The organism is Mesorhizobium sp. B2-4-14 (genome assembly GCF_006442155.1).
Classification (GTDB): domain Bacteria; phylum Pseudomonadota; class Alphaproteobacteria; order Rhizobiales; family Rhizobiaceae; genus Mesorhizobium.
In genome coordinates this window covers 135,464-153,829 of sequence record NZ_VFVA01000005.1, presented here as the reverse complement: position 1 = coordinate 153,829, position 18,366 = coordinate 135,464, and the positions used below count along the sequence as shown (strand labels likewise).

At 62.6% G+C, this 18,366-nt stretch carries 16 protein-coding genes; 9 read left to right on the top strand and 7 right to left on the bottom strand.

Annotation, left to right across the window (positions count from 1 at the left end):
- Window positions 1-61: 61 nt before the first annotated feature.
- The 3 genes from FJ938_RS06885 to FJ938_RS06875 all read left to right on the top strand — a co-directional run bounded on the left by FJ938_RS06885 (window position 62) and on the right by FJ938_RS06875 (window position 3,086).
- Window positions 62-1,426 carry an Nramp family divalent metal transporter gene (locus tag FJ938_RS06885; protein WP_140613337.1) on the top strand — a complete coding sequence of 455 codons (1,365 nt, stop codon included), beginning with the start codon at window positions 62-64 and terminating at the stop codon, window positions 1,424-1,426.
- Between the two features lie 49 nt (window positions 1,427-1,475).
- Window positions 1,476-2,318 (top strand): protein-L-isoaspartate O-methyltransferase, encoded by an 843-nt coding sequence (locus FJ938_RS06880; RefSeq protein WP_181169023.1) that lies wholly within the window; start codon window positions 1,476-1,478, stop codon window positions 2,316-2,318.
- 117 nt (window positions 2,319-2,435) lie between these two features.
- Window positions 2,436-3,086, top strand: coding sequence for a dihydrofolate reductase family protein (locus tag FJ938_RS06875; RefSeq protein ID WP_140692341.1), 651 nt, complete (start codon window positions 2,436-2,438; stop codon window positions 3,084-3,086).
- Window positions 3,087-3,130: 44 nt separating this feature from the next.
- On the opposite strand, the gene FJ938_RS06870 is transcribed toward FJ938_RS06875, so the two are convergent.
- Window positions 3,131-4,000 (bottom strand): LysR substrate-binding domain-containing protein, encoded by an 870-nt coding sequence (locus FJ938_RS06870; RefSeq protein WP_140692339.1) that lies wholly within the window; start codon window positions 3,998-4,000, stop codon window positions 3,131-3,133.
- 96 nt (window positions 4,001-4,096) lie between these two features.
- Here FJ938_RS06870 and FJ938_RS06865 point away from each other — a divergent pair, with 96 nt between their 5' ends.
- The gene (locus FJ938_RS06865) at window positions 4,097-4,696 is read left to right on the top strand and encodes a LysE family translocator (protein ID WP_140692336.1); all 600 of its coding nucleotides are present in this window, start codon (window positions 4,097-4,099) and stop codon (window positions 4,694-4,696) included.
- Window positions 4,697-4,917: 221 nt separating this feature from the next.
- Here the strand turns inward: FJ938_RS06865 and FJ938_RS06860 are convergent, their stop codons facing one another.
- A complete protein-coding gene (locus tag FJ938_RS06860; RefSeq protein ID WP_140692333.1) occupies window positions 4,918-5,712 on the bottom strand; it encodes an SDR family oxidoreductase in 795 nt (264 codons plus the stop codon).
- A gap of 187 nt (window positions 5,713-5,899) precedes the next feature.
- On the opposite strand from FJ938_RS06860, the gene FJ938_RS06855 reads away from it, so the two are divergent.
- A complete protein-coding gene (locus FJ938_RS06855; RefSeq protein WP_140692330.1) occupies window positions 5,900-6,364 on the top strand; it encodes a MarR family winged helix-turn-helix transcriptional regulator in 465 nt (154 codons plus the stop codon).
- Window positions 6,365-6,395: 31 nt separating this feature from the next.
- Here FJ938_RS06855 and FJ938_RS06850 read toward each other — a convergent pair whose 3' ends face one another.
- Window positions 6,396-7,574: an MFS transporter gene (locus FJ938_RS06850; protein ID WP_140692328.1), complete on the bottom strand. Its 1,179-nt coding sequence runs from the start codon at window positions 7,572-7,574 to the stop codon at window positions 6,396-6,398.
- Between the two features lie 194 nt (window positions 7,575-7,768).
- On the opposite strand from FJ938_RS06850, the gene FJ938_RS06845 reads away from it, so the two are divergent.
- From FJ938_RS06845 to FJ938_RS06820, 4 genes are all read left to right on the top strand, one after another.
- Window positions 7,769-8,125, top strand: a complete 357-nt coding sequence (locus tag FJ938_RS06845) for a helix-turn-helix transcriptional regulator (RefSeq protein WP_140692325.1) — start codon at window positions 7,769-7,771, stop codon at window positions 8,123-8,125.
- A 601-nt stretch (window positions 8,126-8,726) separates the two neighbouring features.
- Entirely contained in the window at window positions 8,727-9,704 is a 978-nt protein-coding gene (locus tag FJ938_RS06835) for an SH3 domain-containing protein (protein WP_140692321.1), read from the top strand.
- Between the two features lie 248 nt (window positions 9,705-9,952).
- Window positions 9,953-13,456 carry a carbamoyl-phosphate synthase large subunit gene (gene carB / locus FJ938_RS06830; protein ID WP_140692318.1) on the top strand — a complete coding sequence of 1,168 codons (3,504 nt, stop codon included), beginning with the start codon at window positions 9,953-9,955 and terminating at the stop codon, window positions 13,454-13,456.
- A 548-nt stretch (window positions 13,457-14,004) separates the two neighbouring features.
- Window positions 14,005-15,042, top strand: coding sequence for an AAA family ATPase (locus FJ938_RS06820; RefSeq protein ID WP_281409094.1), 1,038 nt, complete (start codon window positions 14,005-14,007; stop codon window positions 15,040-15,042).
- 124 nt (window positions 15,043-15,166) lie between these two features.
- On the opposite strand, the gene FJ938_RS29830 is transcribed toward FJ938_RS06820, so the two are convergent.
- The 4 genes from FJ938_RS29830 to FJ938_RS06800 form a co-directional block, all read right to left on the bottom strand.
- The gene (locus tag FJ938_RS29830; RefSeq protein ID WP_246673215.1) at window positions 15,167-15,319 is read right to left on the bottom strand and encodes a hypothetical protein; all 153 of its coding nucleotides are present in this window, start codon (window positions 15,317-15,319) and stop codon (window positions 15,167-15,169) included.
- A gap of 673 nt (window positions 15,320-15,992) precedes the next feature.
- Window positions 15,993-16,457 (bottom strand): cupin domain-containing protein, encoded by a 465-nt coding sequence (locus tag FJ938_RS06810; RefSeq protein ID WP_140692309.1) that lies wholly within the window; start codon window positions 16,455-16,457, stop codon window positions 15,993-15,995.
- A 428-nt stretch (window positions 16,458-16,885) separates the two neighbouring features.
- A complete protein-coding gene (locus FJ938_RS06805) occupies window positions 16,886-17,449 on the bottom strand; it encodes a DUF4142 domain-containing protein (RefSeq protein WP_140692306.1) in 564 nt (187 codons plus the stop codon).
- Between the two features lie 77 nt (window positions 17,450-17,526).
- Window positions 17,527-18,270: a DUF899 family protein gene (locus FJ938_RS06800; RefSeq protein ID WP_181168942.1), complete on the bottom strand. Its 744-nt coding sequence runs from the start codon at window positions 18,268-18,270 to the stop codon at window positions 17,527-17,529.
- Between the last annotated feature and the right edge of the window lie 96 nt (window positions 18,271-18,366).

The window sequence follows — 18,366 nt, the reverse complement described above, 5'->3', positions numbered from 1 at the left end:
TAATGTTGAGCCGTGACATAGCTTAAGAGAGATCGACAAGTCTCGCGGAAAGCCCTCTTTCATGTCTGAAGCCGAAGCCACAGCCTCCCGATCCGCATGGCGGGTAGCCGGGCCCGAAGAGGACGACCAGCCCAGCCTGCGCGAGGTCAATTCCTCCATCGCGGTGCCGAGTTCCGGCGCCTGGTTCCGCCGCCTGTTCGCTTTCATGGGTCCCGGCTACATGGTCTCGGTCGGCTACATGGATCCCGGCAATTGGGCGACCGACCTCGCCGGCGGCGCCCAGTTCGGCTACACGCTCCTGTTCATCATCATGCTGTCCAACCTGATGGCGATCCTGCTGCAGGCGCTGGCAGCCCGGCTTGGCATCGCCACCGGCCGCGACCTCGCCCAGGCCTGCCGTGCCTATTATCCGCGCCCGGTCAATTTCGTGCTGTGGATCGCCTGCGAACTCGCCATCATCGCCTGTGATCTGGCCGAGGTGATCGGCACGGCGATCGCGCTGCAGCTCTTGTTCGGCATTCCGCTGATCGGCGGCGCCGTGCTCACCGCGCTTGACGCCTTCCTGGTGCTGCTGTTGATGAACAAGGGCTTTCGCTATCTCGAAGCCTTCGTCGTCGCGCTTTTGATCATCATCTTCAGCTGCTTTGCCATTCAGATTTTCGTTGCCGCCCCGCCGGCCGGCACGATCCTGCATTCGATGTTCGTGCCGTCCTCGGAAATCGTCACCAACCCGGCGATGCTCTACATCGCCATCGGCATCATCGGCGCCACCGTCATGCCGCACAATCTCTATTTGCACTCCTCGATCGTGCAGACCCGCGCCTATGAACGCACCGACGCCGGCAAACGCGATGCCGTCAAATGGGCAACGGCGGATTCGACCATCGCCCTGATGCTGGCGCTGTTCGTCAACGCCGCCATCCTGATCGTGTCGGCGGTAGCGTTCCACGGCACCGGCCACCAGGATGTCGCCGAGATCGGTCAGGCCTTCGAGCTCTTGTCGCCTTTGCTGGGCCTCGGCATCGCCTCGATCCTGTTTGCCGTCGCGCTGCTTGCCTCGGGCCTGAACTCGACGGTGACGGCGACACTTGCCGGCCAGATCGTCATGGAAGGTTTCCTGCGCCTGCGCATCCCCAACTGGGCGCGCCGGCTTTTGACGCGCGGCATCGCCATCGTCCCGGTCGTGGCCGTCACCGCGCTCTACGGCGAGAAGGGCACCGGCCAGTTGCTGGTGTTCAGCCAGGTGATCCTGTCGATGCAGTTGCCTTTCGCGGTCATCCCGCTGGTGCAGTTCGTCTCCGACCGGAGGAAGATGGGCAGTCTTGCCATTCCGCGCGCGGTCGCCGCGTTGGCCTGGGTGGTCGCGGCCATCATCCTGGTGCTCAATTTCAAGCTGCTCTACGACACGATATTCGGGATGGGCTGAAGTCCACCCGGTCCCAAGAGCGCAAAATCGCGCTATCTTCCCGGGCGTCATGTCCAATGTCGAAGACGCCAGAAAGTTCTATGCACGGCTGATGGCCGCCAACGCCGCCTCATCGGACCCGCGGCTGGAAGACGTGTTCGCCAGTGTTCCGCGCGAAGCCTTCCTCGGTTCGGGGCCGTGGACGATCATCGCCGGCAAGGGCAAGATAACCACGCCGAGCTCCGATCCGGTCCACCTCTACCAGAACGTGCTGGTAGCGCTCGACGCCGACAAGGGCATCAACAATGGCGAGCCGTTCCTGCACGCCATGTGGATCGGGAAACTGGCGCCGAGACCTGGCGAGGCCGCCACGCATATCGGCGCCGGCACCGGCTATTACACAGCGCTGCTGGCCAGACTTGTCGCGCCCGGCGGCAGCGTCACCGCTTTCGAGCTCGACAAAGACCTGGCCGACCGCGCGCGAAAGAATCTCGAAGCCTATGACAACGTCGCCGTCGTCCATGGCGATGCCGTCATGTCCTCCCTGCCCCCATCCGATATCATCTACGTCAATGCCGGCGTCGTCGCACCTCCGGCCGGCTGGCTGAAGGCTCTGCGCCAGGGCGGCCGCATGATCTTTCCCTGGCGCCCGGCCGAGACCGTCCCGTTCGCCGTGATGGTGACCCGCACCGAAAAAGGCTTCGCGTGCGAACCGTTCATGCGCTCCTGGTTCATCCCTTGCGTCGGCGCGTCGAGCGTGGACCCCGCCGCCAAGATCCCGACGCGCGACCAGGCCGCGCGCAGCCGCTCGATCTGGCTGACGCATGACAAGGCGCCGGACCGCACCGCCACCGCTATTTTCGGCGATGTCTGGTTCTCGTCGAAAAAGCCCGGCGCCAGACCCGGCAGCTGACCGTTTGATGGCCGGGCTTGCGCAAAATCTGGCAAGCCGTGTCGGGATGCTGACGCGCCGGCCGTCCTTGGACCACAGTCCAGCCGCGACGGCGTGGATGGAATAAGGGAGAGACCAATGAGAAAGATCATCGCCGCCACTTTCGTCAGCCTCGACGGTGTCATGCAGGCGCCGGGCGGTCCGGAAGAGGACCCTGTCGGCGGCTTCAAGTTCGGCGGCTGGACCTTCCATTACTTTGACGAGGTGGCGGGCGCGGCAATGAATGAACTGTTCTCCAAACCCTTCGCGCTGCTGCTCGGCCGCAGGACCTACGACATCTTCGCGGCGTACTGGCCGTATCAGAAAGATCCGATCGGCGATGCCTTCAACCCGGCGACCAAATACGTGGCCACGCACCGGCCGGATTCGTTGACCTGGCAGAACACCCAGTGGCTTGGGCCCGATGTCATTGCAAGGCTTAAGGAACTCAAGCAGGAAGACGGACCCGACCTGCTGATCCAGGGATCGGGGAATCTCATCCAGACGCTGCTCGCCAACGGGCTGATCGACGAGATCCGGCTGATGATCTTTCCGCTGTTGCTGGGCAAGGGCAAGCGGCTGTTCGGCGACAACGCACTGCCCGCCGCCTTCAAGCTCATCAAGTCGCAGGCGTCGACCACGGGCGTCATCATGGCGACTTATGAGCGCGGCGGTGAGATCAAGACCGGGTCGTTCGTGCAGCAGGAGCCGTCCGACGCCGAGCTCGAGCGGCGCAAGAACTGGAAATAGATTGTCGGAGGTGGCACCAAGCTGGAACAGCGAAGTTCGCCCCCTCAAGCCGCCTGCGCCCGCCGCGCCAGTCCATCACGTATATGCCGCGCGAACTCCTGCGCTGCCGGCGCAACGCCATGCCTCGGCAGATGCAGGTTGATGGCAAAATTCGGCAGTGGCGGCAGGCCGGATTCGAGCGGCAATATGTGGAGATCGGCCGGCACGGTGGAAGCCAGCCAGGTGGTGACGGCGAGGTCCGATCGCACGGTGGCCGTTGTCGCGTCGATGTTGCCGTTCTCGAACACGGTGCGCCATTCCAGCCCGTGCTCGTTGAGCGCCGCCAGCACGACCGGCCGAAAAGCGCAGGTATCGGCGACGATCGAAACCGGCAGCGGACGCTTGGCACGGGCAACGCCGCCCTTGGCGCCGACCCAGACCAGCCTGTCGATGACAAGGCATTCGCCGGCGCTCGGACCGACGCGCTCCTCGATCACCGCGAGGTCGATGGTTCCCGCAGCCAGCGCTGACGCCAAGTCCGGCGAGGAGGCGCAGACCAGCGAGATCTCGACCTGCGGATAGGTCTCGGCATAGGCCTTCAGCACCGGCGCCAGGAAGGTGCCGACCAGATCGTAGGGGACGCCGAGCCGCACCCGGCCGGCGATGGCACTCCCCGCCATCTCGGCCCAGATTTCATCGTTGAGGCTGAGCATTCGCTTTGCCTTGTCGAACAGCCGCTCACCGAACCGCGTCAGGCGCAGGCCGCGCCGGTCGCGCTCGAACAGGCCGCATCCGAGCGTCTCCTCCAGCCGCTTGACCTGCTGGCTGACGGCGCCTTGGGTCAGATGCAGCGCATTGGCCGCCGCCGTCATGCTGGCCTTGTCGGCGACGGTGACGAAGGTGCGGATGAGCGCAGTGTCGAGATTACGGATCATGCCTGCATTATAGTTCCTAATGCCAACCATGACAAACATTGCATTTACTGATTGATAGTCGCGCATACCATGACGGCCACCGACAAAGGAAGCCGCATGCTCCAGCCCATCCTGCCACTCATCCTGTTCGCCTTCGTGGCCACCGCCACGCCCGGCATCGCCACAACCTTGTCAACGGCGTCGGGCGCGCAGTTCGGCTTTCGCCGTTCGGTGCCGCTGATGATCGGCAGTGCCGCCGGCCTCGCGACCGTGACAGGGGCGGCGGCCGCCGGGCTCGCGGGCCTGTTGCTTGCGGTGCCTTCCTTGCAACTGGCGATGAAGATCGCCGGCTCGCTCTATCTCGTCTGGCTGGCGGTCAAGATCGGCCGCGCGGGACCGCCCAATCTCGACGTGGCGATGGCCAAACCCAACAGCTTTCTTGGCGGCGCCGGCATCCAGTGGATGAACCCCAAAGGCTGGGCGATGGGACTGGGCGCGGCGGCCTCTTTCGCCGCGCTCGCCGACGGGCCGGGAAAGCTCGCCCTGCTCCTCGGCTCGACCTTCGGCCTCACCGCCGCCATCTCGCTGTCCGTCTGGTGCGCGGCCGGCATGGTGCTGGCACGGCTGCTCAAGACCGAGTGGCAATGGCGCGTGCTCAACATCGTACAGGCGCTGGTGCTGACGGCCTCGATCATTCCGATGTGGCGGACTGTTTAGCACTGACCTGGTCCCTCTCTTGCGCAAAGCGGGGAGAGGAACCCCACGAGGTCGGCGCCAGTACCCCCACCCGGACCTTCGGTCCGACCTCCCCACAAGGGGGAGGTAGAAAACACGCGCTCCCCCTTGCGGGGTCCGAAGGTCGGCCGAGACTCGTGGCTCGCCCGGGCAAGCCGATGCGAAGCAGCCGGGTGGGGTGCTGGTTCGCGTCGCGAACCTCTTTAGGCCGCGTAGCGGGGGGCCGGCTTGTCGGCGTGCAGGCTGCCGTAGAAGGCTTGCCGGGCGCCGAGGAACATATCCAGCTTGGCCGCGTCGGCAAGCGCCGGCGCGGTGACGGCTTCGCCCCTGGCCAGGCCGACAAGGGCGGCATCGACCAGATCGTCGGCATTCATGACGATCTCCTTCGGCAACTGGTCGATATCGCTGCCGGCAAGTTCCCAGAAATCGGTTCGGGTCGCGCCCGGCAGCACCACCTGGACCTTGACGCCGGTGCCCGCGACCTCGCGATGCAGGGCTTCGGTGAAGTTGACGACATAGGCCTTAGTGCCGCTGTAAATGCCGCCGAACGAGCTGTCGAAGGCAAGCACCGAGGCGATGTTGACGATGGCGCCGCGATTGCGCGCCAAAAGCCCCGGCAGCACGGCACGGGTCAGCCGGGTGAGCGCCACGACATTGACCTTGATCATGCGCTCGGCCGCGTCGGCGTCGGCCGTTGCCACCACCTGCTGGCCGCCGAGGCCGGCATTGTTGACCAGCAGCGTCACGCTGTCGTCGGCGGATATCGCCTGCTCGACGCGGCGCACATCATCGTCGTTGGACAGATCGGCGCTGATCACGCTCACCTTGCGATCGTAGGTATAGCCCAGCTTCTCGGCCAATTCCTCCAGCCGGTCGGCGCGCCGCGCCACCAGCACGAGGTTATAGCCCTGCCCAGCCAGCCGGTCCGCATAGACCGCACCGATGCCCGATGAAGCGCCGGTGACGACCGCCGTGCCCATCTTGTCTTTCCCAGTCATTGTCGTTCCTTCCGTCTTGTTCGTTGTCGCTCGGCCTTGCGGACTACCCGCGCCTCGCTACCCAATTTCAATTAGTGGCATATGCCATTTTCATGGAAGTAGGCATATGCCGCTATCTTGTCAACGACGACCCCGAAAACTATTTTGCGACAGGGCTGGCGCATCGTTGCGAAGCCAAGGAGTTCACATGACCGAGAGCCACGGGCCGGGATTCAGCCTTTGCAATAACGCCACGCTTCGCCGCGCCGGGCGCAGTGTCGGCCGCTTCTACGACGACATGCTGGCGCCTACCGGGCTGAAGGGCACGCAGTTTGGCTTGCTCTTTCAGATCCATGTCAGCGACGAGCCGACGATGGGCGCCCTGGCCGAAGCGCTGATCATGGACCTGTCGGCGCTCGGCCATACGCTGAAGCCGCTGATCCGCGACGGCTATGTCGAGACTTTCACCGACACGGACGACCGCCGCGTCAGGCGCGTGCGGCTGACGCCGCTGGGCAAGGTCAAGCTCGAGGAAGCGATAAAATTATGGAGCATGGCCCAGCAGCGTTTCGAGGCGATGGTCGGCAAGGAACGGGCGGCTCAGCTGCGTGCCGCGCTGGATGAAATCGCCGCGCTGGATTTCGAGACGCCGACGGCCGCTCCTTCGGTCTGAAGGAGCGGCCGTCGAAATTGGTTCGGTCATTCTATTCCGCCGGCATCGCCACTGGCCTCGCCAGCATACGCCCGGCGAGCACGATACCCATTCCGATCAACGGGAACGCCGCGGCGACGAGGCCGAGATCGGCCGGCGCGCCGTAGCGCAGCACCTCGCCGCCGACCACCGCGCCCAGTGCCACACCCAGATAAAGCGCCGAGCCGTTGAGGGACAAAACGATAGGCGCTGCATCGGGCGCCAGCCTGATGATGCGGCTGGCCTGAGCCGGCGGGAACGCCCAGCCGACAATGCCCCACGGCACCATCATCGCCATCAGCGCCGGCCCGGCAATGTGCTGCGGCAGGAAGGAGGGAACGACCGACAGCATCACCAGCATGGCCGCGCTCAGCGTCAGCGACCAGCCGACGGTGCGCGTGGCGCCGAAACGGTCGGCGGCCTGGCCGCCGGCGATGTTGCCGATGACGGCGCCGACGCCGAAGGCGAGCAGCATGCCGGGCAGCGCGATCTGGCCAAGCCCGGCGCCCTCGATGGCGAGCGGCGCGACATAGGCAAAGACGGTGAAGGCACCGGTCAGCGCCAGCAGCGTCGTCAACAGGATCGGCATCACGCCGGGACGCGTTGCGGCGGCAAGCCGGCGCTTCAGGGGCAGCCTGGTGCCGACGATGCCGCGCGGCAGCCTGTACCACAGGATCGCGCCGGCGAGCGCGCCAAGCCCGGCAATGGCATAGAAGGTGCCGCGCCAGCCGGCGAACGCGGCGACCAGAGCGCCGAGCGGCGCACCGACGGCAACGGCGACCGTGGTGCCGCCGACGACGACAGCGATGGCGCGCGCCCGGTGATGGTCATCGACCAGCGCCACCGCCGTGCCTTGCGCGGTCGCCGCGAACAGGCCCGACGACAACGCCATGATGATGCGCGCGATCAGAAGCACCTCGAAGGAGGAACTCATGGCGGCGACGACGTTGCCGACAACGAAGAACACCAACGTCCACAGGATGACGCGGCGCCGGTCCCATTCGCCGGTCAGCGTCGCCAGGATAGGCGTGCCGATCGCATAGGCGAGCGCGAAGGCGGTGATCAGAGATCCGGCGAGCGGTATGGAAATGCCGGCATCCCTGGCGATGTCAGGCAGGAGGCTGGAGATGACGAAGCCTTCGGTCGAGATCGTGAACGATCCGAGCGCAAGCCAGAAAAGCCGCTTGTCCATGCGAGATGTCCTTAGTTCAAAAGTTATTGAACAATTGGACATAAGGGGGCATGATGTCAATGAAGACTGGTAAAAATAGCAGAACCATCCTGACAGCCCTGTGTCAGCACGGTCATCGAATGGAGAAACAGTGTGCATGCCCGCGGCAGGACAGACGCGTTGAAATCGGCCCGGACTGTGCTTAGTTTTCGAGCATGACCCTGCCCCATCCCAATATTGACCAGATCAGCCTGCCGATCGTGCTCGGCGTGCTCGGCGACCCGACACGGCTGGCGATCGTGCGCTATCTTGCCAGCAAGGAAGGCGTGCCGCTGAACTGCAGCCGTTTCCTCGACCTCGGCTCCAAGACCAATCTGAGCTATCACCTGGCCAAGCTGCGCGAGGCCGGCGTCACCCGCGCCGAAGTGGTCGGCACCAACCGCATGATCACGCTGCGCCGCGCCGATCTCGATGCCCGCTTCCCCGGCCTGCTCGACAGCGTCATCGCCGCGGCGGTGCATGATCCTGCCCTGCCGGCTGTCGGCGGTCATGACCTCGAAATCCCTGCTTAGAAACGATTACCGGACTGGCTGCAGTTTCCATTCAACATTGATGATTTATGCATCTCACTGTCGAGATGGGGGATCGATGAGCAGTTCTCAGATGGAAAAATATGTCTGGGCATCGGTCCTATATTATACTGTAACCGCGATTGCGTCGGTGCTTCTTGTAGCCGCTTACGTGAGCGTCGTTGGTTTCCTTCTGGGCCTTCTTATAATATTTGGATACCTTGTGCTGGTCATATTTCTTAGAGCGTGGCAGCGTAGGAGACATCCGCGAAGTGCCTATCAAATAGAATTGGCCAAATGGAGATCGAGCCAGTAGCCACCCTGGCCGGCTTGGCTATAGTCTGCTCGGCACCACATCCGTATCGACACTCACAATCACCGACATGCCGGCGCCAGCATCCGGACCTTGCCCCTCGTCGAGGATGACTTGCGAGGGGATCGGCTGCGGTTTCGAAAGCAGCAGCAGTGGTTCCCCCGTCCGTCCCGCGGCATGGTTCGCTTGAATTTTCGGACTTACATGGCGGCACATCGTCCCTTATAAAACCGGCCGGGCATGCGGCGGAACCGCCGTGGCATGGTGATTTGACTATCGGCGCACGGCCAAATGAAGAGGCGCACAGTTACGCTCCGAAAAAGTTTGCATGCGCTGATTGCCGCCGCTCCGCTGCTGATGGCGGCGTGGCAGGCTGTTGTCCCGGCCCATGCCGAAGAGGCCCCGTTCATCTCCATCGTCACCGGGCTGGCGCCAGACGACCTGCTCAATGTCCGCACCAAGCCATCGCCGATCGGCAAGACCGAGACCCGTCTGGCCGCTGGCGCCAGCGTCAGGAACCTCGGCTGTAACGACATTGACGGGAATCAATGGTGCAAGATCGTGTCGGACAATCCCCGGGCAACTGGCTGGGCCCCCGCGCGCTATCTCGTTCCCGTCAACCCGGCGACCGTACCTGATGCGGACCAACAGGCGGATGCCGGCGCCGAGGACGCGGGCGCGGCTGCCGATGCGAACACGGACGGGGACAGGGTGGTGTCCGCCGATCCCGCCCAGCCGCCGCTGGCGCCTCCAGCCGACCTGGCGGCAAGGTTGGGGCGCGCGGCTCATCCGGCCGCCCCTGAAACACCGATGAAATCGGCCGCCGACACCGCCATGCAGGATGCCTATGGCCTGGCATTGGCCGCTGCCGAAACCCCGTCGACCGGTGAGGTCGCGGCCCCCGCCGTGCCCGCCGCCCACGACCCGCTGACCGTCGCGGAACTGCCGCATCAGTCCGACGCTCTCGCCAGTGGCGGCTCCATCGAGATTCCCTGCGCCCGCAATGTCGGCCAACCGATGACCCGCTGCGCGGTAACGGTCCTGCATAAAGGTACGGACAAGGCCGAAGTGACGGTGACCTGGCCCGACGGCGGCACCCGTGTCATCTCGTTCGACGGTGGCCGGCCGGCCGGCTCGGACGCCAAAGGCGATTTCCGCTACACCCGCGAAGGCAGTCTCAGCATGATCCGCGTCGGGGTGTCGGAACGGTTCGAGATCACCGACGCGGTGGCGTTCGGGAAATCGGTTTTGGAGGGAATAAGGCAGTAGGGATTAGGCAGTAGGCCAATAGCCGGTTCGTGGCTGCGCGCGCCGAACTCCACCCGTTGGCAAGTCGCTACTGCCTACTGCCTATTGCCCACTGCCTAACCCCTGCTCCCTGCATTTTCGGGGTTACATCCCGCAAAACTCTTCCCTATAAGGCCCTCCTAGCCTGATACCAGAATCGCAAGCACAACCGGCCGGGTCTTCCCGTCCCGGTTTTTCGTGCAAGCCGCTCGCCGAACGGAATTTCGAACATGCCAAGACGCACCGACATCAAGTCGATCCTGATCATCGGGGCCGGCCCCATCGTCATCGGCCAGGCCTGCGAGTTCGACTATTCCGGCACCCAGGCCTGCAAGGCGCTGAAGGAAGAGGGCTTCCGCGTCATCCTGGTCAATTCCAACCCGGCCACCATCATGACCGACCCGGAACTGGCCGACGCCACCTATATCGAGCCGATCACGCCCGAGGTCGTCGCCAAGATCATCGCCAAGGAGCGGCCCGACGCGCTGCTGCCGACCATGGGTGGCCAGACCGCGCTCAACACCGCACTGTCGCTGCGCCGCATGGGCGTGCTCGAGCGTTACCAGGTCGAGATGATCGGCGCCGACGCCACGGCCATCGACAAGGCCGAGGACCGCGCGCTGTTCCGCGAAGCGATGAGCAAGATCGGGCTGGAAACGCCGAAGTCGATGCTGGCCAACGCCACCGACGTCAAGAACGCCGACCGCAAGACGCATGAGGCCGAGCGCGCCGCACTGAAGGCCGAGAAGCCGAAGAACCTCGACGCCGCGCTCGACGCGCTTGAAACCAGCTGGAACCTCGGTGAAGGCGACCGCAAGCAGCGCTATATCGGCCATGCGATGGCGGTGGCCGCGCAGGCGCTCGACCATGTCGGCCTGCCCGCCATCATCCGCCCCTCCTTCACCATGGGCGGCACCGGAGGCGGCATCGCCTACAACCGCGCCGAGTTCTACGATATCGTCCAGTCCGGCCTCGACGCCTCGCCGACCACCGAAGTGCTGATCGAGGAAAGCGTGCTCGGCTGGAAGGAGTATGAGATGGAGGTCGTCCGCGACCGGGCGGACAATTGCATCATCGTCTGCTCGATCGAGAACATCGACCCGATGGGCGTGCACACCGGCGACTCCATCACCGTCGCACCGGCGCTGACCTTGACCGACAAGGAATACCAGATGATGCGCAACGCCTCGATCGCGGTGCTGCGCGAGATCGGCGTCGAGACCGGTGGCTCCAACGTGCAGTTCGCCGTCAACCCGGCCGATGGCCGCCTCGTCGTCATCGAAATGAACCCGCGCGTTTCGCGCTCCTCGGCACTTGCCTCCAAGGCGACCGGTTTCCCCATCGCCAAGATTGCCGCCAAGCTTGCCGTCGGCTACACGCTGGACGAGTTGGAGAACGACATCACCGGCGGCGCCACGCCCGCCTCCTTCGAGCCGTCGATCGATTACGTCGTCACCAAGATACCGCGTTTCGCCTTCGAGAAATTCCCCGGCGCCGAGCCGGTGCTGACCACCGCCATGAAGTCGGTCGGCGAAGTCATGGCCATCGGCCGCACCTTCCAGGAGTCCTTGCAGAAGGCTTTGCGCGGTCTGGAGACCGGCCTCACCGGCCTCGACGAGATCGAGATCCCCGGCCTCGGCCATGGAACCGCAGTCGCCAGCCATGCCGACGACCGCAACGCCATTCGCGCCGCCCTGGGCACGCCGACGCCCGACCGGCTGCGGATGGTGGCGCAGGCGATCCGCATGGGCACCTCGCTGGAAGACGTGCACGCAATGTGCAAGATCGACCCGTGGTTCCTCGAGCAGATATCAGGCATCGTCGCCATGGAAGCCCGCATCCGCGAGCATGGCCTGCCGCAGGATGCCGTCAATCTGCGCATGCTGAAGGCGATGGGTTTCTCCGATGCCCGCCTCGCCTCGCTGACGAAGACCGACGCCGAAGTGATTCAGAAGACTCGGCAAAGGCTCGACGTTCATCCGGTTTATAAGCGCATCGACACCTGCGCGGCCGAGTTCGCCTCGCCCACCGCCTATATGTACTCGACCTATGAAGTGCCGTTCGCCGGCAGCCTCGCCAACGAGGCGCAGGTCTCGTCGCGCAAGAAGGTGGTCATCCTCGGCGGCGGCCCGAACCGCATCGGCCAGGGCATCGAATTCGACTATTGCTGCTGCCATGCGGCGTTTGCGCTGCGCGACGCCGGCTATGAAGCGATTATGATCAACTGCAACCCCGAGACCGTGTCGACCGACTACGACACCTCGGACCGACTCTATTTCGATCCGCTGACGGCGGAAGACGTGCTGGAGATCCTGCGCGCCGAGCAGGCCTCGGGCGAACTGGTCGGCGTCATCGTCCAGTTCGGCGGCCAGACGCCGTTGAAGCTGGCCGACGCGCTTGAGAAGGCCGGCATCCCGATCCTCGGCACCTCGCCCGACATGATCGATCTGGCCGAGGACCGCGACCGCTTCCAGAAGCTGCTGCACAAGCTCAACCTCAGCCAGCCGAAGAACGGCATCGCCTATTCGGTCGAGCAGGCCCGCCTCGTCGCCGGCGAGCTCGGCTTCCCGCTGGTGGTGCGCCCCTCCTATGTGCTCGGCGGCCGCGCCATGCAGATCATCCATGACGAGGGCATGCTGCAGACCTATCTGCTCGACACCGTGCCCGGCCTGGTGCCGGAGGACATCAAGCAGAAATACCCCAACGACAAGACCGGCCAGATCAATACGCTACTGGGCAAGAACCCGCTGCTGTTCGACACCTATCTCTCAGGCGCCATCGAGGTCGATGTCGACTGCCTCTGCGATGGCAAGGCGACCTTCGTCTCCGGCATTCTGGAACACATCGAGGAAGCCGGCATCCATTCGGGCGACTCGGCCTGCTCGCTACCCGTTCACTCGCTGCCTTCGGACCTCGTCGACGAGCTGGAGCGCCAGACGGCCGCGCTTGCCCGCGCGCTCAATGTCGGCGGGCTGATGAACGTGCAGTACGCGATCAAGGACGGCACGGTCTATGTGCTGGAGGTCAATCCGCGCGCCTCGCGCACCGTGCCCTTCGTCGCCAAGACCATCGGGCGTCCGATTGCGAAAATCGCGGCCCGCATCATGGCCGGCGAGACGCTGGAAGACGCCTTCGCCCATTACGGCCCCCTGCCCGATGCCCGCAACCCCGGCCACATTGCGGTCAAGGAAGCCGTCTTCCCCTTCGCCCGCTTCCCCGGCGTCGACATCTTGCTCGGACCGGAAATGCGATCTACCGGCGAGGTCATGGGCCTGGACCGCGATTTCGCGCTGGCCTTCGCCAAGAGCCAGCTCGGCGCCGGCGTCGACCTCCCCCGCTACGGCACGCTGTTCGTGTCGGTGCGCGACGAGGACAAGAAGGGCATCCTGCCGGCGGTGAAGCGCCTCGCCGGCCTCGGCTTCAAGGTGCTGGCGACATCAGGCACGCAACGCTTCCTCGCCGAAAACGGCGTCGTCGCCGAAAAGATCAACAAGGTCCTGGAAGGCCGCCCCCACATCGAAGACGCCATCCGCAACCGCCAGGTCCAGATCGTGTTCAACACGACGGACGGCCAGAAGGCGGTGTCGGACTCGAAGTCGCTGCGGCGGGCAACGCTGATGCAGAAGGTGCCGTATTACACGACGCTATCGGGTGCGGCGGCCGTGGCGGAGGCGATCGCGGCGTTGAAGGCGGGGAGCCTCGAGGTGCGGCCGCTGCAGGAGTATTTTGCTTAGATACTCGCAGAGCCGGCCCGACCTCAAGTTGCTGGTCATTCCAGTCGCATGACCAGAAACTCTTGCGATCCTGATTATCGTTGGAGCGTGGTTCTAACGCTAGATTCAAGTCGCTCTTACCCCAGGCAACAAAATAGATATTGCTTGGCTAATTTAAGCCGTTAAGCCAACATCGTAGCAGGGTAATGGTGGGAAGCGGCAATGGCGACAATTCAAGCAATAAATTTCGAGAATTTTAAAAAATTTAGCCGCTTCTCAATAAGCTGCCGCGACACGAATATCCTCGTTGGTCCGAATAACGCTGGCAAATCTTCCACATTGGACGCTCTCCGCATTTTTCGCGATGTTCATAGATACGCTAGCAGGACCAAGTCTGTGCTGAAAGATCATGGAAGTTTCGGGGTATGCGCCACCTATGAAATGTCTCAAAGTTTGATTGGCATACCGATCGATAACGTTGTCCGAGATTACGGAGATGAGCCCGCGAGAATTTCAGTGAAATTGACGAAAATTCGACGCTACATGTAGAGCTTCATCCTGGCTTTCAAGTGTGGATGCAGATGATGGCTCAGTTTTTGCGAGGCAATGGTGATTCGATATTAGTTCTTGACGAACCCGATATATATTTGCACCCAGAACTCCAGAAGCGAGTATTGAGAATGGCTAAGGAGAAATTTGGCCAGATTTTTATTGCAACGCATTCAACGGAGATTATGAATGAATCGGAACCGGGAGATATAGTATTAATTGTTTACAACAACAGAACGGCTATTAGAATAACTACAGAGGAAGGGTATAAGAAAGTCTATTCGTACCTAGGCTCATCTGAGAATGCCGAATTTGCCAGATTGGCGAGAGCTGAAAGAATTATATTTTTTGAGGGCAAAGAAAGAAACCTAATCCGAAAATTTGCGATTAAGGCTAAGCTGGGAGAAATGTTTCAAAACCCCAAGACGGTATACCTACAAGCAGGAGGGTTCTCTCAATGGACGCGCGTGAAAGAAGTTGACTGGGCGCTCCATAATATATTTGATATTAATGTAAAAATTGCAGCCCTATTCGATAGAGATTATCGGTGTGACGAAGAAATACACTTGTTTAAAAAGAATTTGGAAAACAGCTCACTATGGATTGATGTATTATGCCGGAAGGAGATCGAAAACTACGCCTTGGTTTATGATCCATTAAGCGAAGCGATCAAGAAGCGTGTAAGATCGAGAGGAAACAACATAACTTCCGATGAGGTTAGTGAGCGCATTGTCAAACTTTCGGATACCTATCGTACAGCTTGTCAAGCGCAGCATCTAGCGCATTACCTCGCTCATCACCGAGAGGTCGATCGGCGTACAACGGATTCAACACACTTGGAACGGGCAAGTGAGCGATTCGAAGCTTATTGGGCGGACATCGATAAGCGTTTCTCAATCATACCGGGCAAGGAGTTTATTGCTGTTTTATCTGCTGGACTTCAGCGCGATTACGGCGTCTCACTAACTATAAATCAGATTGTTGATGAAATGGGTCAAAATGACGTGCCGCCTGATTTAGTGGATCGCCTTTCTAGCATGACTGCCTTCTTCAACTAGCTTCTATCACCGTTTAATTTGAGGACGGCCTTGTTGACGTCCCGGTCAAGGTCACGCACATTGTCTACATTGATCTCCCACCATTCACAGTTGATCGAGCGTAAATCGAGAAGCAATAGCAACTTCACTCAACCATCACGCACTCAATCTCAATATCAAACTGCATCGGCCAAGACGCCACCGGCGCGAAACTTCTTGCCGGCGGGTTCACGCTGAAATACCGGGCATACACCCTATTGATCGCGTTGTAGAAGCCGGAGTTGACGGCGTGCGCCATCACCACGTTCTCCAGCGCCCCGCTCCCAGGCAATGCCTCAGCGCCTTCAGCGACGCCTCGGTCTGGACCTCGATGTCGCGCGCACCACCTTGCCGTCAGCATGTCCACGGGCGGCGTCGCGGCGATGAGCACGAGTCCTTAGCTTCACCGCCGGGCGAACAGGGCAGGCCAAGCGCCCGCACCTTGTCCGGCATTCTTCATGGTGATCTCCTGGTGTGAGGCTGGGCGCTCTACGAGGACCCCCACCCGGACCTGCGGTCCGACCTCCCCACAAGGGGGAGGTGGGAGCCAAGGCATCATTCGGGCGACACTCTTGACGGCTTTAGTCGAGGCGGTGCCGCCGCCACTTACCTCCCCCTTGTGGGGAGGTCGGACTGCAGGTCCGGGTGGGGGTATTCGTAAAGCGATAGCGCTATGGGTTAAGCGAACTTATCCCGCCGCCGGGCGAAGACCAGCGCCGTCCTTCCTTCTCCACCTATGGGGGAAGGTGGATTGCCGCGAAGCGGCAAGACGGGGTGCTCCAGCCCCGCGACTCCGCTTGTCCAGCCGTGGTGGCCGTAGCTGATTATCAGCCGATCAGCGTCTCATTCCGCTGGAACACCCCTCATCCGACTCGGCGCTGCGCGCCGAGCCACCGTCTCCCACAAGGGGAGAAGGAAAGGTCCGCGCCGCCTCACCCCTGCCCCGGATAGGGCGTGCCATCCTTGTGCAGAAACCGGCCGTCGGAGCTGGGGCTCATCATGTCGATGTCGGAACAGGTGATGACATCGTCCTGAGAGCGCGAGCCGACCTCCAGGTAGAGCGCCGTGGCCGACGACCGGTTGATCATGTGGTGGCCGTTGCCGCTGTTTTTGGCGAAGGTCGCGCAGTCCCCTGCCCTCAGCACCGTCTCGCCACCATCCTCGACCAGCGTCAATTCGCCGTCCAGCACATAGACGAATTCGTCCTCATGGCTGTGCCAATGGCGCTGGCTCGACCAGCCGCCGGGCGGCAAGGTCATCAGGTTGACGCCGAAATCGGTGAGCCCGCCGGCCTCGCCGAGGCGGCGGCGCGTGCGCTCGGCGCAGGGTTGGTCGAACGGTGCGGGATAGCCGGAACCCTTGCGGATGGGCACGGCTGACAGGTTGATCCTGGGCATGGGACGCTCCTGAGTGATGCCGGTAGTTTAGTTTATGGCAGGCGGGCACAGGGCCACCATGCTGCACGCGGTTCGCCAAGGCGTCAGTATCCAACGTGGCGCTCTACGGCGCCCCCCTCTGTCCTGCCGGACATCTCCCCCACCTGGGGGGGAGATTGGCAGCTCGGGCGGCGACCCCCTTTGCAATATTGGAGATCGGCGCACGCCTCCCAGCTTCGTCATCCCAGGGCGAAGCAGGAGCGAAGCTCCGTCGCGGAGACCCTGGGATCCATGCCGTGACATCAGCCGAGGGTGCAGCGATGCAAATTCTGCACCGTGGCATCACTCTGAAGTCACGGCATGGATCCTCGGGTCTGCGCTGCGTCGCTACGCTCCTCGCTGCGCCCGTGGATGACGAGGCGACAGGCGGGTGATCAATCCCGACGCCCTCACCCCTGATGCGCGGCGCCCAGTTCCTTCACGTGCTTCTCGTGCATCTTCAGCACCGGCAGCGTCTTCTTGGCGAATTCCTTCATCGCCGGGTCGTCGCCCGATTGCGCATAGGTGCTGAACATCGCGACCGCATCCCTGTGCGCATCGGTCTGCATCTGGATATATTTCTGGTCGAACGCCTTGCCGCTGGCGCCTTTCAGCTCGTCGAGCATCTGCTGCTCCTTCGGCTGCAAGGCAGGCCCGGCGGGCGTGACCGAGGCGGTGGTCTGGCCCTTGTTCAGCGCCGCCTTGAAGTCCTTGCCGGCCTTGGTGTGATCCTTGATCATCCGGCTGGCGAAAGCCTTGACGTCTTTCGACGACGATTTTTCCTCGGCGAGCTTGCTCGACTGGATTTCGAACTCATTGGCACTGGGCACCGTCGTGACGAAGGTTTGGGTGTCGACCTTGCTGTCGGCCATCACAGGCGCGACCGTGTTCGATTTGGTGCCGTTCGTTTGGGCAAGCACGGCCGGCGCGCTGGCAAGCAGGGCCGCGGCTGCCACAGTCAGAAGCGTTTTCATCTGAAATCTCCGCTCGGAATGATCCTTCTGACTGTCCAACGCCGCAGACGCGCCGAGGTTGCGCGTTCTCTCTCCCCTCAGTGGCAGCACGCCTCGCCATATTGCAGTTGCTCGTGCCAGTCCGGCCGGCCTTCCGGAGTAAAATCCATCAGGTTCCACAGGATCTCGCAGGTGCCGATGGCGCGCGGGTCCTGGCCGGGTTCCGGCGGCGCGAAGCCGAGCTCCGACGACCAGGAATGGCGGATGCCGTCACCGTCGCGATGGAACACCGACAGCAGCGGGATCTGCGCGCCATCCGCATCCTCGGCATTGTAGTCGCGCTTGAAACTGTTGCCGGCCGACGAAACCAGCCGCATATTCTTCCAGCCGCGGTCGCGGCCAAGCGCCGTCAGATTTCTCAGCGCGGTCTTGGCCACCACGACAAAGTTGAAGCCGGCCGCTTCGAGATGGCGAACGGCGCCGTCGAACTGGTCGAGCAGCGCCGTGCAGGAGGGGCACGGCTGGTCCTGCCTTGGCAATTTCGCCGTCTCGCCGCTCACGGCCACGTCACGCGTTTCCTGGGGATGACGCGGAAACATCATCTGATAGAGGATCAGCGTGTCCTTGCCGGGCGCGAACAGCTCCGACAGTTTCACCCGCGTGGGCTTGCCGGCGATATCCAGCCCGTCGAACACATAGTTCCGTGGCACCAGACCGCCCGGCGGCAGCGCGCGCCGCGCCTCGGCCACGGCTTCCATGGCGCGGCGCAGCTCGATTTCCTTCCTCAAGAGTTTTTCGCGGGCGGTGCGGTATCTGGCGGATTCATTGGGAAAGGTGATCATGATCGGCTCCTTCAGATCGTCGCGCCGGCGTCCCGGCAAGGGTGCTCTACGACCCAAGGACGGGGTGCAGCGACCGGTTCCTACATTTTTTCGACC

Coding starts and splice junctions, on each gene's coding strand:
- FJ938_RS06870 (WP_140692339.1), bottom strand. CDS start 4,000: ATGATCCGTAATCTCGACACTGCGCTCATCCGCACCTTCGTCACCGTC.
- FJ938_RS06885 (WP_140613337.1), top strand. CDS start 62: ATGTCTGAAGCCGAAGCCACAGCCTCCCGATCCGCATGGCGGGTAGCC.
- FJ938_RS06880 (WP_181169023.1), top strand. CDS start 1,476: ATGTCCAATGTCGAAGACGCCAGAAAGTTCTATGCACGGCTGATGGCC.
- FJ938_RS06860 (WP_140692333.1), bottom strand. CDS start 5,712: ATGACTGGGAAAGACAAGATGGGCACGGCGGTCGTCACCGGCGCTTCA.
- FJ938_RS06850 (WP_140692328.1), bottom strand. CDS start 7,574: ATGGACAAGCGGCTTTTCTGGCTTGCGCTCGGATCGTTCACGATCTCG.
- FJ938_RS06805 (WP_140692306.1), bottom strand. CDS start 17,449: ATGAAAACGCTTCTGACTGTGGCAGCCGCGGCCCTGCTTGCCAGCGCG.
- FJ938_RS06865 (WP_140692336.1), top strand. CDS start 4,097: ATGCTCCAGCCCATCCTGCCACTCATCCTGTTCGCCTTCGTGGCCACC.
- FJ938_RS06845 (WP_140692325.1), top strand. CDS start 7,769: ATGACCCTGCCCCATCCCAATATTGACCAGATCAGCCTGCCGATCGTG.
- FJ938_RS06800 (WP_181168942.1), bottom strand. CDS start 18,270: ATGATCACCTTTCCCAATGAATCCGCCAGATACCGCACCGCCCGCGAA.
- FJ938_RS06855 (WP_140692330.1), top strand. CDS start 5,900: ATGACCGAGAGCCACGGGCCGGGATTCAGCCTTTGCAATAACGCCACG.
- carB (WP_140692318.1), top strand. CDS start 9,953: ATGCCAAGACGCACCGACATCAAGTCGATCCTGATCATCGGGGCCGGC.
- FJ938_RS29830 (WP_246673215.1), bottom strand. CDS start 15,319: ATGGCGCACGCCGTCAACTCCGGCTTCTACAACGCGATCAATAGGGTG.
- FJ938_RS06810 (WP_140692309.1), bottom strand. CDS start 16,457: ATGCCCAGGATCAACCTGTCAGCCGTGCCCATCCGCAAGGGTTCCGGC.
- FJ938_RS06875 (WP_140692341.1), top strand. CDS start 2,436: ATGAGAAAGATCATCGCCGCCACTTTCGTCAGCCTCGACGGTGTCATG.
- FJ938_RS06835 (WP_140692321.1), top strand. CDS start 8,727: ATGAAGAGGCGCACAGTTACGCTCCGAAAAAGTTTGCATGCGCTGATT.